Annotated in this window: 12 protein-coding genes; 4 read left to right on the forward strand and 8 right to left on the reverse strand. The window is 75.4% G+C overall.

From position 1 onward, the window contains the following. Nucleotides 1-7: 7 nt before the first annotated feature. From H2O74_RS04720 to H2O74_RS04745, 6 genes are all read right to left on the reverse strand, one after another. Nucleotides 8-1,798 carry a biotin carboxylase N-terminal domain-containing protein gene (locus tag H2O74_RS04720; RefSeq protein ID WP_182113356.1) on the reverse strand — a complete coding sequence of 597 codons (1,791 nt, stop codon included), beginning with the start codon at nt 1,796-1,798 and terminating at the stop codon, nt 8-10. Between the two features lie 102 nt (nt 1,799-1,900). Next, entirely contained in the window at nt 1,901-2,572 is a 672-nt protein-coding gene (locus tag H2O74_RS04725) for a nucleoside triphosphate pyrophosphatase (RefSeq protein WP_182113357.1), read from the reverse strand. A gap of 67 nt (nt 2,573-2,639) precedes the next feature. Continuing rightward, on the reverse strand, nt 2,640-4,367 hold the full coding sequence (locus H2O74_RS04730) for a DUF885 domain-containing protein (RefSeq protein WP_182113358.1): 1,728 nt from the start codon (nt 4,365-4,367) through the stop codon (nt 2,640-2,642). 58 nt (nt 4,368-4,425) lie between these two features. Beyond that, nucleotides 4,426-4,806, reverse strand: a complete 381-nt coding sequence (locus H2O74_RS04735) for a YchJ family protein (RefSeq protein WP_182113359.1) — start codon at nt 4,804-4,806, stop codon at nt 4,426-4,428. Then, nucleotides 4,803-5,036: an acyl-CoA carboxylase epsilon subunit gene (locus H2O74_RS04740; protein ID WP_182113360.1), complete on the reverse strand. Its 234-nt coding sequence runs from the start codon at nt 5,034-5,036 to the stop codon at nt 4,803-4,805. The genes H2O74_RS04735 and H2O74_RS04740 overlap by 4 nt, the downstream gene beginning before the upstream one ends. Beyond that, entirely contained in the window at nt 5,033-6,604 is a 1,572-nt protein-coding gene (locus tag H2O74_RS04745; RefSeq protein WP_255491783.1) for an acyl-CoA carboxylase subunit beta, read from the reverse strand. Before H2O74_RS04745 ends, H2O74_RS04740 begins: the two co-directional genes overlap by 4 nt. A 152-nt stretch (nt 6,605-6,756) precedes the next feature. Here H2O74_RS04745 and H2O74_RS04750 point away from each other — a divergent pair, with 152 nt between their 5' ends. Together H2O74_RS04750 and H2O74_RS04755 are read left to right on the forward strand one after the other, a co-directional pair. Continuing rightward, nucleotides 6,757-7,608: a biotin--[acetyl-CoA-carboxylase] ligase gene (locus tag H2O74_RS04750; protein ID WP_182113362.1), complete on the forward strand. Its 852-nt coding sequence runs from the start codon at nt 6,757-6,759 to the stop codon at nt 7,606-7,608. Between the two features lie 102 nt (nt 7,609-7,710). Then, nucleotides 7,711-8,745 carry an adenylate/guanylate cyclase domain-containing protein gene (locus H2O74_RS04755; protein WP_255491784.1) on the forward strand — a complete coding sequence of 345 codons (1,035 nt, stop codon included), beginning with the start codon at nt 7,711-7,713 and terminating at the stop codon, nt 8,743-8,745. A 69-nt stretch (nt 8,746-8,814) separates the two neighbouring features. On the opposite strand, the gene H2O74_RS04760 is transcribed toward H2O74_RS04755, so the two are convergent. After that, on the reverse strand, nt 8,815-9,603 hold the full coding sequence (locus tag H2O74_RS04760; protein ID WP_182113363.1) for an SOS response-associated peptidase: 789 nt from the start codon (nt 9,601-9,603) through the stop codon (nt 8,815-8,817). Nucleotides 9,604-9,755: 152 nt separating this feature from the next. On the opposite strand from H2O74_RS04760, the gene H2O74_RS04765 reads away from it, so the two are divergent. Continuing rightward, the gene (locus H2O74_RS04765; RefSeq protein ID WP_182113364.1) at nt 9,756-11,036 is read left to right on the forward strand and encodes a multidrug effflux MFS transporter; all 1,281 of its coding nucleotides are present in this window, start codon (nt 9,756-9,758) and stop codon (nt 11,034-11,036) included. Between the two features lie 46 nt (nt 11,037-11,082). Next, nucleotides 11,083-12,303 (forward strand): pyridoxal phosphate-dependent aminotransferase, encoded by a 1,221-nt coding sequence (locus tag H2O74_RS04770; protein ID WP_182113365.1) that lies wholly within the window; start codon nt 11,083-11,085, stop codon nt 12,301-12,303. 12 nt (nt 12,304-12,315) lie between these two features. Here H2O74_RS04770 and H2O74_RS04775 read toward each other — a convergent pair whose 3' ends face one another. After that, entirely contained in the window at nt 12,316-12,933 is a 618-nt protein-coding gene (locus tag H2O74_RS04775) for a hypothetical protein (RefSeq protein WP_182113366.1), read from the reverse strand. Nucleotides 12,934-12,958: the final 25 nt, after the last annotated feature.

The raw sequence follows: 12,958 nt of genomic DNA on the forward strand, positions 1-12,958 counted from the left end.
GCGCCGGTCAGCCGACGATCTCGCAGATCGCGGTGCCGGCGCTCACGCTCGACCCGACGCCGGCCGTCAGGCGCTGCACGGTCCCGGCGCGGTGCGCCACCAGCGGCTGCTCCATCTTCATGGCCTCGAGGACCACGACGAGGTCGCCCTCGGCCACCTCCGCGCCGTCCGCCACCGCGACCTTGACGATCGTCCCCTGCATCGGCGACGCGAGGGTCGTGCCGTTGCCCCCGACGGCGCGCACGGCGCCGCGGGCGCCCGCGGCCCGGCGCGGTCGCGCGGTCCCGGGCCGCCCGCGCCCGCCGCCGAGGCCGAGCCCGGCGGGCAGGACGACCTCGATGCGCTTGCCGCCGACCTCGACGACCACGCGCTCGGTGCGCCGCTCCTGCGGCTCGTCGTCGCCCGTCCTGTCGGGCGTGGCGCCGAGCGCGGCGACCGTGTCCGCGAACTCGGTCTCGATCCACCGCGTGTGGATGGTGAACGGCTCCTGCGGGTCCGCGGGGACGAAGGCGGGGGAATCGAGGACGGCCCGGTGGAAGGGGACGACCGTGGGGATGCCGACCACCTCGAGCTCGGCCAGCGCCCGGCGGGCGCGCTCGACCGCCTGCCGGCGCGTCGCGCCCGTGACGACGAGCTTGGCGATCATCGAGTCGAAGGCGCCAGAGACCGTGTCGCCCTCGACGACGCCGCTGTCCACGCGGACACCGGGGCCGGCGGGAAGGCGCAGGCGCGTGATCCGGCCGGGGGAGGGCAGGAAGCCGCGGGCCGGGTCCTCGCCGTTGATCCGGAACTCGATCGAGTGGCCGCGCACGGCGACCTGGTCGTAGCCGAGGGGCTCGCCGGCGGCGATGCGCAGCTGCTCGCGCACGAGGTCGATGCCCGTGACCTCCTCCGTCACCGGGTGCTCGACCTGCAGGCGGGTGTTGACCTCGAGGAAGGAGACGGTGCCGTCGCGCGCGACGAGGAACTCGCAGGTCCCGGCGCCGACGTAGCCGGCCTCGCGCAGGATCGCGATCGACGCGTCGCGCAGGAGCGTCTCCTGCGCCGGGGTGAGGAACGGCGCGGGCGCCTCCTCGACGAGCTTCTGGTGGCGGCGCTGGAGCGAGCAGTCCCGGGTCGAGACGACGACGACCGTGCCGTGCTGGTCCGCGAGGCACTGCGTCTCGACGTGGCGCGGCGCGTCGAGGTAGCGCTCGACGAAGCACTCGCCCCGCCCGAACGCCGCCGTCGCCTCCCGGACGGCGGAGTCGTAGAGCTCCGCGATCTCGGCGGCCTCGCGCGCGACCTTCAGGCCACGGCCGCCGCCGCCGAACGCCGCCTTGATCGCGATGGGCAGGCCGTGCTCCTCGGCGAACGCCTGCACCTCCTCGGCCCCCGTGACGGGGTCGGGCGTGCCCGCGACGAGCGGCGCGCCGGCGCGGTGTGCGATGTGGCGCGCGCTGACCTTGTCGCCGAGCGCCTCGATGGCGGCGGGCGGCGGGCCGATCCAGGTCAGCCCGGCGTCGATCACCGCCTGCGCGAAGCCCGCGTTCTCGGCGAGGAAGCCGTACCCGGGGTGGACGGCGTCGGCGCCCGAGCGGCGGGCGACGTCGAGCAGCTTGGCGACGTCGAGGTACGTCTCGGCCGCGCGGGTGCCGCCGAGCGCGAACGCCTCGCCCGCGAGCGCGACGTGCAGGGCCTCGCGGTCCTGGTCGGCGTAGACCGCGACGCTCGCGATGCCGGCGTCGGCGCAGGCCCGGGCGATGCGGACGGCGATCTCACCACGGTTGGCGATCAGGACCTTGTGGATTCCGGGCACGGCTCACCGTAACGTCACGCGCCCCGCCCGTTCACGCACCGGACGCGGCGTCGTCGCACCTTGTACGGATCCACAACCGGCGTCGGCCGGGCTTTGTCGGGATCAGCCACGCCAGAGGCGGTGCAGCGGCAGCCCGAGCTCGGCGAGCAGCTCGCGCAGCAGGGGCAGGCTCAGCCCCACGACGCCGTGGTGGTCACCCTCGATCCCCGTGACGAACGGGCCTCCCAGGCCGTCGACGGTGAAGGCACCCGCGACCTTGAGGGGCTCGCCCGTCGCGACGTAGGCGTCGATCTCCTCGTCGGACAGGTCCGCGAAGTGCACCACCGTGGAGGACACGCCGCCCACGGTGCCGCCGCTGCCGGCGCCCGGGCCGACGGGCCGCAGGTCCACGAGCCAGTGCCCGGTGTGGAGGACGCCGCTCCGGCCGCGCATCGTGCGCCACCGCTCGACCGCCTGCGCGGCGTCGGCCGGCTTGCCGAACGCACGCCCGTCGAGCTCCAGCATCGAGTCGCACCCCACGACGACGACGTCGTCCGCGTCCTCGACGCCGGCCTCACCCAGCGCGTCCTCGTCGAGGCGGCCGGCGACGTCCTGGGCCTTGGCGTGGGCGAGGAGCAGCACCGCGTCGGCGGGGTCCAGGGGCCCGTCCGTCGACGAGGCCGCCAGGACGGCGTCCTCGTCGACCCGGGACACCTGCACGACGGCGTCGATGCCGGCCGAGCGGAGCAGGGCGCGGCGGGCGGGGGAGGCGGAGGCGAGCACGAGGGAGGTCACCGCGGCAGGGTAGCCGCGGCGACCTCCCGTCGCGTCGTCGGGCGCGGGCGCCCTCGGGTGCGTCCGGTCAGCGCGCGAGCGCCTCGCGCAGCACGTCCAGGCCCACCGAGCCGAGAGCCAGCGAACGGGCGTGGAACGCGCGCAGGTCGAACTCCTCGCCGCGCGTGGCCGCGGCGGCCGCCGCCTCGTCGCGCGCCGTCTCCCAGAGGCGCTGGCCGATCTTGTACGCCGGCGCCTGGCCGCCCCAGCCCAGGTAGCGGTTCAGCTCGAAGCGCAGGAACGCCTCGGGCATGTTGACGTTCGCGGACAGGAAGTCCCACGCCTTGTCGGCGTCCCACGTCCCGCCGCCCCAGCGCTCCGGGCACGGCAGCCCGAGGTGCACACCGAGGTCGAGGACGACGCGAGCGGCGCGCATGCGCTGCCCGTCGAGCATCCCGAGGCGGTCGCCCGGGTCGTCGAGGAAGCCGAGGTCGGCCATGAGGCGCTCGGCGTACAGGGCCCAGCCCTCGCCGTGGCCGCTGACCCAGCAGGCGAGGCGGCGCCAGCTGTTGAGCGTCGCCCGCTCGTAGACGGCCTGGCCCACCTGGAGGTGATGGCCGGGGACGCCCTCGTGGTAGACGGTCGTCTTCTCGCGCCACGTCGTGTGCGTGGTGACCTCCGGCGGCACGGACCACCACATGGTGCCCGGGCGGGAGAAGTCGTCCGAGGGGCCGGTGTAGTAGATGCCGCCGTTCTGGGTGGGCGCGATGCGGCACGCGAGGCGCAGGATCGGCTCGGGGATGTCGAAGTGCACGCCGTTCAGGGCGGCGACCGCGGCGTCCGACGTCTCCTGCATCCACGCCTGGAGGGCGTCGTTGCCGTGCAGGACGCGGGCCGGGTCCTGGTCCAGCACCGCCACCGCGTCGGCGACCGAGGCGCCGTCGCCGGCGATCTGCGCGGCGACCGCCTCCTGCTCGGCGATGACGCGGTCCAGCTCCTCCAGGCCCCACCGGTACGTCTCGTCGAGGTCGACGCGGGCGCCGAGGAAGTATCGCGACCACAGGGCGTAGCGCTCGCGGCCGAACGCGTCGGCCTGCGGCGCCTGCGCGATGAGCTCCTCGCGCAGGAACTCGGCGATGCGGGCGTACGCCTGCTTCGCGGCCGCGGCGCCCTCGGACAGGTCACGCCGGATCGCCTGGCACGCGGCGGAGTCGTCGAGCGCGGCGTCGACCGTCGTGCCCGTGACGAAGGAGTCGAAGAACGACCCGTCGCCCGAGAGCTCGTCGGCCTGCGTGATGCACTCCAGGACCTGGCGCACGGCGGCCACGCGCCCCCGCGACGCGGCGAGCCGCAGCGACTCGATGACGCCGTCGGCGGCACCGGGCAGCGCGTTCAGGCGTGCCGCGATGTTCTCCCAGTGCTCGGGGGTCGACGTCGGCATGACGTCGAAGATGTCCCGCAGCTCCTGGACCGGGGACGCGATGTTGTTCAGCGAGCCGAGGAGCTCGTTCGCGTCGTGCAGCTCGAGCTCCAGGCCGATGCGCTCGCGCATGGCGTCGAGCGTGACGCGGTCGACGTCGTCCTGCGGGTCGACGCGGTCGAGCTCGCCCAGCACGGCGCGCGCGGCGTCGGCCTGCGCCCGCCAGCCGGCGGGCGAGAAGTCGGTCATGAGGTGGTCGTACCCGGCGAGCCCCATCGCGGTCGCGGCGAGCGGGTTCAGGCGGGCGGTCGTCTCGACGTAGGCGTCGGCGATCGCGTCGATCGGGGTGGGCTCCCGGTGGGCCGGGGCCCCGGTGGTGCTGTGGTCGGTCGTCATGTACGGACCCTAACGAGGCTCGCGTGCGCGGGGAACGTCGTTCCGTGACGCGGGCTCGTCAGCCGGCGTCGACGTCGCCGTCGACGTAGAGCCAGCGGCCGGCGCGCCGCTCGAACCGGCTGCGTTCGCGCAGGTCGCCGTCGACGTGGCGGGCGACGAACTCGACGACACCCGTCGCGTCGTCGTCGCCGCCCCGGGTGCCGAGCACCTCCAGGCCCCGCCAGCCCGGGTCGGGGGCGAGCGACAGGTCGTGCGGGCGGGTGCGCGGGTGCCAGGTCGCCAGCAGGTAGGCGGCCTCGCCGCGCACGAAGGCGGTGTAGCGCGAGCGCATGAGCTCCTCGGGCGTCGCGGCGAGGCCGTCGCCCCGGTGCAGACGTCCGCAGCACAGGTCGTCGCGGACGCCGGACCCGCACGGGCAGGGGGCCGTCGGTCGCGTCATGAGCGACCGCTCCACCGCCAGGCGTCCGTGCCGGGGGCGAGCGGGATGCGGGGCGCGCCGAAGGCGGCCGCCGCGCGCCACCGGCGCACTGCGTCGGCCTCGCCGGCTGCCGCGGGCGCCGTCACCGCGGGTGCGACCGGGGTGCCGGCGGTGGCCGCCAGGCCCGCGACCAGGGCGGCGAGCTCGGCGTCGTCGGGCTCGCCGCGTACCACCCGCACCTCGGCGCTCACAGGGGGATGTTCCCGTGCTTCTTGGCCGGGAGGCCAGCCCTCTTGGTGCGCAGGGCCCGCAGCGCCCGGACGATCTGCGTGCGCGTCTGGGACGGGGCGATCACGCCGTCGACGTAGCCGCGGTCCGCGGCTTCGTAGGGGTTGATGAGCGCGTCCTCGTACTCGCCGGTGAGCCGGGCGCGCTCGGCCTCGACGTCGCCGCCCGCGTCGGCGACCGTCTTGAGCGCGCCGCGCTGGAGGATGTTGACGGCGCCGCCGGCGCCCATGACCGCGACCTGCGCCGTCGGCCAGGCGAGGTTGACGTCGGCCCCGAGCTGCTTGGAGCCCATGACGATGTACGCGCCGCCGTAGGCCTTGCGCGTGATGACGGTGACGAGAGGGACGGTGGCCTCGGCGTAGGCGTAGATGAGCTTGGCGCCCCGGCGGATGATGCCGTTCCACTCCTGGTCCGTGCCGGGAAGGAAGCCCGGGACGTCGACGAACGTCAGGACCGGGATGTTGAACGCGTCGCAGGTCCGCACGAAGCGCGCGGCCTTCTCGGCGGCGCTGATGTCGAGCGTGCCCGCCATCTGCAGGGGCTGGTTGGCGACGATCCCGACCGGGCGGCCCTCGACGTGCCCGAACCCGATGAGCACGTTGGGCGCGTAGAGCGCCTGGACCTCGAGGAGGTCGCCGTGGTCGAGGACGTGCTCGACGACCGTGCGCATGTCGTAGGGCTGGCTGTCCGAGTCCGGCACGAGCGCGTCGAGCTCGAGGTCCTCGTCCGTGATCGCGAGGTCGGCCTCCTCGTCCGGCCAGACGACCGGGTCGGTGAGGTTGTTCGAGGGCAGGTAGCCCAGCAGTGCCTTGACGTAGTCGATCGCGTCGTCCTCGTCGCTGCCGAGGTAGTGCGCGACGCCCGAGCGGGCGTTGTGCGTGTGCCCGCCGCCCAGCTCCTCGAAGCCGACGTCCTCGCCCGTCACGGCCCGGATGACGTCGGGGCCGGTGATGAACATGTGCGAGGTCTGGTCCGCCATGACGATGAAGTCGGTCAGGGCGGGGGAGTAGACCGCGCCGCCCGCGCTCGGCCCGAGGATCAGCGAGATCTGCGGGATGACGCCCGACGCGGCGACGTTGCGGCGGAAGATCTCGGCGAACTGCGTCAGGGCCGCGACGCCCTCCTGGATGCGCGCGCCGCCGCCGTCGAGGATGCCGATGAGGGGGACGCCGGTGCGCAGCGCGAGGTCCATGACCTTGGTGATCTTCTGGCCGTGCGCCTCGCCGAGCGAGCCGCCGAAGACGGTGAAGTCCTGGGAGTAGACGGCCACCTGGCGCCCGTCGACCGTCCCGTAGCCGGTGACGACGCCGTCGCCCGGGATCCGCTTCGCGTCCAGGCCGAAGGCGGTGGAGCGGTGCCGCACGAACGCGTCGAGCTCGACGAAGCTGCCCTCGTCGAGCAGGGCGGCGATGCGCTCGCGGGCCGTCTTCTTGCCCCGCGCGTGCTGCTTGGTGGCCGCAGCGGTGTCGTCGGCGGCGCGCCCCGCACGATCGGCGAGGTCCTCGAGCTTGGCGGCTGTCGTGTCGGTCACGTCCCCGAGGGTAGTTGTCGGGTGTGCACATCCTCGGTGCGGGTCCCGACGGCGTGGCGCCCCCCGCATGTGCCGGACCCGACAACGCGCGGGGATGGGCGTGCGCAGACGGGTGGGAACCGAACGGGCTCCGGCCCACGTACCGTGGCCGCATGACGACGCCCCCGCCGGTCCTCGACCCGGACGCCGTCGCCCGCGCCCTGCCCGCAGCCGGCCGCGTCGTCGTGGTGGCGCGCACGGGCTCGACGTCGACGGACCTCGTGGCTGCCGCGCGCGCCGAGCCCGCCGCGTGGCCCGACCGGTCCGTGCTCGTCGCCGACCACCAGGCCGGCGGCCGCGGTCGCGCCGGGCGGACGTGGACCACGCCGCCGCGCGCGGCGCTCACGGTGTCGGTGCTGCTGCGCGCCGACGTGCCGGCGGACCGCCTCGGCTGGCTGCCGCTCCTCGCCGGGCTGGCCGTCGTCCGGGCGGTCGGCGAGGCCGCCGGGACCCGCGCCGCGCTCAAGTGGCCCAACGACGTCATCGTCCCCGCGCCCGACGGCACGGAGCAGCCCGGGTGGCGCGGGTGGCGCAAGCTCGCGGGCGTCCTGTGCGAGGTCGTCCCGGATGCGGGGCCGCCACCCGGTGCCGCGCCCCGCTACGACGTCGTGGTCGGCGTGGGGATCAACGTGGCGCAGTCGACGGCGGAGCTGCCCGTCCCGACCGCCGCCTCGCTCCGGACCCTGGGTGCGCAGGTGGACCGGACGGACCTGCTCGCCTCGCTCGTCCGGCACCTCACCGAGCTCGACGAGCGGTGGCGGGCCGGCGACCCGGGGCTCCCCGACGAGGTGGCCCGCGCCTGCGTGACCCTGGGCACCCCCGTCCGCGTCGAGCTCCCGGGAGGCGGCACGGTCGAGGGGACCGCCACGGCGCTCGGGCCCGACGGCGCGCTGGTCGTCGAGGACGCGGCCGGCCGGTCCCGGGACGTCCACGCCGGCGACGTCCAGCACCTGCGGGCACGGTAGGCACGCCGCGGGCGACCCCGCTGCGGGTCACGACGACGATGGCCGCGGCCACCGGTCGGCCCCCGTCACGGTGACCCTCGTCACCCGGGCTAGCCTGAGGCGGTGTCACCCGAGACGTCCGAGGCAACGCCCGACCACCCCACGACGTCCCCGATGCTCGACCGGCTCGAGGCGCAGCTGCTGGGCGGTCCCCGCACCCTGACGCTCGCGCAGGTCGCCGAGCGCCTCGGCGCCGACGTCGACGACCTGAGGCTCTTCTGGCACACGCTCGGCCTGCCGACGGGCGACGAGGACGCCGTCGCGTACGCGGAGTCCGACGTCGAGGTGCTCAGCCTCCTGCTGGACGCGCGGGACCGCTACAACCTCAGCCCGCGCGCGACCGTCTCGCTCGTCCGGTCCATCGGCCACACCACGGACCGGCTGGTGATGTGGCAGGTCGAGGCGCTGGTCGAGCACCTCACCGAGCGTGACGGCCTCGACGACCGCAGCGCGCGCCTGGCGGTCATCGGGCGCCTGGGCGAGATCGCCGGCCTGCTCGAGCACCAGCTCTCCCACGCCTGGCGCCGCCAGCTCCTGGCGACCGCCGGCAGGTTCGCGGAGGAGTTCGGCGGCGCCCCGGAGCCGGGCGCGAAGGACGAGCTGCCCCTCGCTCGGGCCGTCGGGTTCGCCGACATGGTCTCGTTCACCACCCGGTCCGCCGCGCTCGGGGCGCACGAGCTCGCCGAGTTCGTGCAGACCTTCGAGACGCGCGCCCGGGACGTCGTCACGACCGCCGGGGGCCGCGTGGTCAAGACCGTGGGGGACGCCGTGCTCTTCGTGGCCGACAACCCGCACCTCGGCGCCGAGGTGGCGCTCGGCCTCGCCGACGCGTTCGGCGTCGACAGCGCCACCCCCGTGCGCGTCTCGCTCGTCTGGGGGCGCCTGCTGTCGCGGTTCGGTGACGTGTTCGGCCCGTCGGTCAACCTGGCGGCCCGGCTCACGGAGCAGGCCGTGCCCGGTGCGGTGCTCCTCGACGAGGCCACGGCCGACGCCGTCCGTGGCGCACCCGGCGTGACGCTCGTCCCGCAGGACGAGCGGGAGGTCCCCGGCCTCGGCGTCCTGCGTCCCGTGCGCCTGCTGCGCGCCGACGCCGCCTGACGCGACGCCGCCCGACGTGGCGCCGCGCGACGCGATCGCCGTCGTGACCCGAGCGCCGCACTGGCCGCCTCAGCCCGGCTGGTCCTCGTCGTCGCCGTCGGGCAGCCGCTCGATCAGCTCGGGCCCGTTCGTCCGCACGGAGTTCACCGCGGTGGAGACGGGCGTCGCGACGAGCCGCGGCGCCGGGTCGTGCAGCAGCCCGACCGCCTCGGCGGCGTCCGTGCGGTGCGGGTCGAGCCACTGCGCCCACCGGTCCGGCGTCAGCACCACCGGCCGCCGGTCGTGGATCTCCGCCAGCACGGGGTCGTCGGTGGGGGCGCCGCCCGTGATGATCGTCATCGTGACGAGCCAGCGGTGCGGGTCGTCGTCGGGCAGCGAGCGGTCGCGCCAGAACTCGTAGAGACCCGCGAAGGCGAGCGGGGAGCCGTCGCCCGCGTGGATCCAGAACGGCTGCTTGGGGGCCTTGGCCGGCGAGCCCGCGGGCGGCTTGCGCCACTCGAAGTAGCCCTCGGCGGGCACCAGGCACCGGCGCGCGGCGGCCGCCTTGCGGAACGCGGGCTTGTCGACGAGCGACTCCACGCGGGCGTTGATCATGCGCGAGCCCACGGACGGGTCCTTGGCCCACCCCGGCACCAGGCCCCAGCGCGCGAGCCGCAGCGAGCGCTGGACCTCCTCCGGCGGCTCCTCGCCCTCGACGGCCCGGGGCGCGCGCTCGACGACGACGCGCACGGGGTCCGTCGGCGCGACGTTCCAGGACGGCGGCAGCAGGGCGGCGTCGGCCGCGATGCCCTCCGGGCTCACGGCGAACGCGTCCGCGAGGTCCTCCGCGTCCCGGAACGAGGCATAGCGTCCGCACATGGCCCCCAGCATGCCGCGGCCCTGCGACACGCGCGCCCCGCGCGTCGCGTGCTCCGGCCGGGTGCACATCCCTCGGCGGCCGTGATGGGACTCACGTCCCGGGTCCGTCGATTCACCTGTCCTGTCGAAACGATTCGGCATAAACTCCTGGAGTGACGACACCGACTCCCACGACGCCCGCCCCGCGGGCGGGCACGGACCGCGCCGCCGGCTTCGTCCTGCTCGTCGGCCTCCTCACGCTGCTGCCTGCGGTGACGACGGACATGTACCTCCCGTCGCTGCCCGACGTCGCCGCCGACCTCATGACGACCGAGGCGGCCGCCCAGTTCACGATCACCGGCATGCTCATCGGCGGCGCGATCGGGCAGCTCATCGTCGGCCCGTTCTCCGACCGCGTCGGGCGCCGCAAGCCCGTGCTCATCGGCGTGAGCCTGCACGTGGTCATCTCGCTGCTCTGCGTCGTGGCGACCACGATCGGCCAGCTGTCGACGCTGCGCGTGCTCCAGGGTCTGGTCAGCTCGGGCGCCACCGTGGTCGCCATGGCATGCATCCGGGACCGCTACACCGGGGCCGACGCCGCCAAGCTCATGTCCCGCCTCATGCTCGTCATCGCCGTGGCACCGCTGCTCGCGCCGACCGTCGGCAGCGCGATCGCCTCGGTATGGGGCTGGCGCGCGGTGTTCGTGGCGCTCGCCCTCTTCGCGCTGGTCCTCGTGGTGATCGTGGCGTTCTTCCTGCCCGAGACGCTGCCGGTCGAGCGGCGCACGGCCCACGGCATGCGCGCCTCGCTGCACGGCTACGTGGGCCTGCTCCGGGACCGCCGCTTCCTCGCCCTCGCCGCGCTCCCCGGGCTCGGCATGGCCATGATCATGAGCTACGTCGCCGGCTCCCCGTTCGTCCTGCAGCAGGAGTACGGCCTGTCGCAGTCGCAGTTCGCGCTGGTCTTCGCCATCGGCGGGACGTCGATGGTCACGGGGTCGCAGATCAACGCCGCGCTCGTGCACCGCGTCGGGCCCGCGCGTCTGCTGCGCACGGCCGTCCCGGTCACGGTCGTGTTCAGCGCCGGGCTCGTCGGCGTCGCCGCCACCCACCTCGGCGGGATCGTCGGCCTCGTGGTCGCCCTGTGGCTCACGACGGCCGTCCTGGGCTTCGTGATGTCGAACGCCTCGGCGCTCGCGCTGTCCCGTCACGGCAAGCGCGCGGGGACCGCCGCTGCGACCATCGGCTTCCTGCAGGCGGGCCTCGCCGGCGCCGTGAGCCCGCTCGTCGGGGTCCTCGGCGGGGACGCCGTCGCGATGACCGGCGTGATGCTCCTCAGCATCGTCGTGGCGTTCGTCATCCTGGCCGTCGGCACGCCCGCGTACCGCCGGGGTGGGTGGGTCGAGATGGGTACCGAGCGCGCCGCCGGTGCGCCGGTCGCCGTCGCCCACTGACCGTCCGGCCCGGGGCGGCTCGCCCCCGCCCTCCTACCCTGGGGGCATGACCTCCCTGCGGCCCGGCCGCTGGCACGACGTCGCCCGCGCGGCCGGGCTCGTCGGGGCCGACGGCGTCGTGCGTCCGACCGTGTTCGCCGAGATGTCGGCGCTCGCCGTGAGCACGGGCGCGCTCAACCTCGGCCAGGGCTTCCCCGACGTCGACGGCCCCGCGCACGTCGCACGGGCCGCGGCCGACGCCATCCTCGCCGGGCGCAACCAGTACCCGCCCGGCGCGGGCGCGCCGGAGCTGCTCGACGCCGTCGCGGCGCACCAGGAGCGGCACTACGGCCTGCGGCCGGACCCGTCGTCCGAGGTGCTCGTGACCACCGGCGCCACGGAGGCGCTCGCGGCCGCGGTGCTCGCGCTCGCCGGCCCGGGCGACGAGGTCCTGACGATCGAGCCCTACTACGACTCCTACGCCGCCGTCATCGCCATGGCCGGCGCCACGCACGTCACGGTCGGCCTGCGCGAGGAGGCGGGGCGGTTCCGCCTGGACCTCGACGCGCTCGGCGCGGCGTTCGGGCCGCGCACGCGCCTGGTGCTGCTCAACTCGCCGCACAACCCGACCGGCACGGTCCTCGAGCGCGCCGAGCTCGAGGCGGTCGCGCGGCTGGCGACGGAGCACGACGTCGTCGTCCTCACCGACGAGGTGTACGAGCACCTCACCTACGACGGCGCCCGCCACGTCCCGATCGCGACGCTGCCGGGCATGGCGGGGCGGACGCTCACCGTCTCCTCGGCGGGCAAGACGCTCTCGTTCACGGGCTGGAAGATCGGCTGGGTGACCGGGCCCGCGCCGCTCGTCGCCGCGGTCCGCGCGGTGAAGCAGTACCTGACCTACGTCTCGGGCGCCCCGTTCCAGCCCGCGATCGCGCACGCGCTCGCGGACCCCGACGGGCGCACCGCCGCGTACGTCGCCGACCTGGCCGCGAGCCTCGCCCGTCGGCGCGACCTGCTCTGCGACGGGCTCACGGCGGCGGGGTTCGACGTCGTCGTGCCACGGGGCACGTACTTCGTCGTCGCGGACGGGTCCGGCCGGTGGGGCGACGACGGCGTGGAGACGTGTCGGCGCCTGGCGCACGAGGTCGGGGTCGTCGGCGTGCCGGTCTCCGCGTTCTGCCGCGCCGGGTCGGCCACCGCCGACGCGCTGCGCCCCCGCGTCCGCTTCACCTTCGTCAAGCGCGAGGAGGTGCTCGTCGACGCCGTCCGGCGGCTGGGCGCGTGAGGCGGGACGCCCCTACGCGCCGGTGACCCGCGCCGGGTCGGCGCCGGTGAGCGCGCTGACCAGGCGGACGGCGTCGTCCCACGAGCGCGTGTAGTGGTGCGGGTCCGCGTTCCGCTGGACCGCGTGCGCCACGGCGGTCGGCGTCATGGCGTCGCGGTCCTCGACGCGCTGGAGGGCCCGGAAGAAGCTCTGCGCGCTCGCCGTCGGGTCCATGCGCTCGGCGAGCGTGCCCCACGCACCGTTGTCGCGCTGCTGGAACAGGCCGCGGCTGTCGGGCCCGGCCGTGTCCCCGCGGTCCAGGACGCGCAGGGAGGACTCGCCGAGCGCCGTCATGACGCCGATCGCCTGGTCGCGCGGGGAGAGACCCATGCCCCGGCCCGCCTGCACCACGGCGGCGGCGTTGGTCACCTGCTCGGCGCTGAAGCCGGCCACCTGCGGGGGCGGGGTGGTCGGGGTGGCCGGGGCGACGCCCTGCGCGGCCGTCGACCCGCGGACCGCGGCCAGCTCGGTGGCCAGCGCGGCCGCGAAGGCGGTCGCGCCGGCCGGGGACGCCGTCGTGCGGGGACCGAGCTGCGACAGCGTCTGCTGGATGGCGACCATGCGCTGGCTCATCGCGGTGATCGCGTCCATGGTCCGTCCCCCCTCGCGCTGCGCG

It is taken from the genome of Actinotalea sp. JY-7876, assembly GCF_014042015.1.
Classification (GTDB): Bacteria; Actinomycetota; Actinomycetes; order Actinomycetales; family Cellulomonadaceae; genus Actinotalea.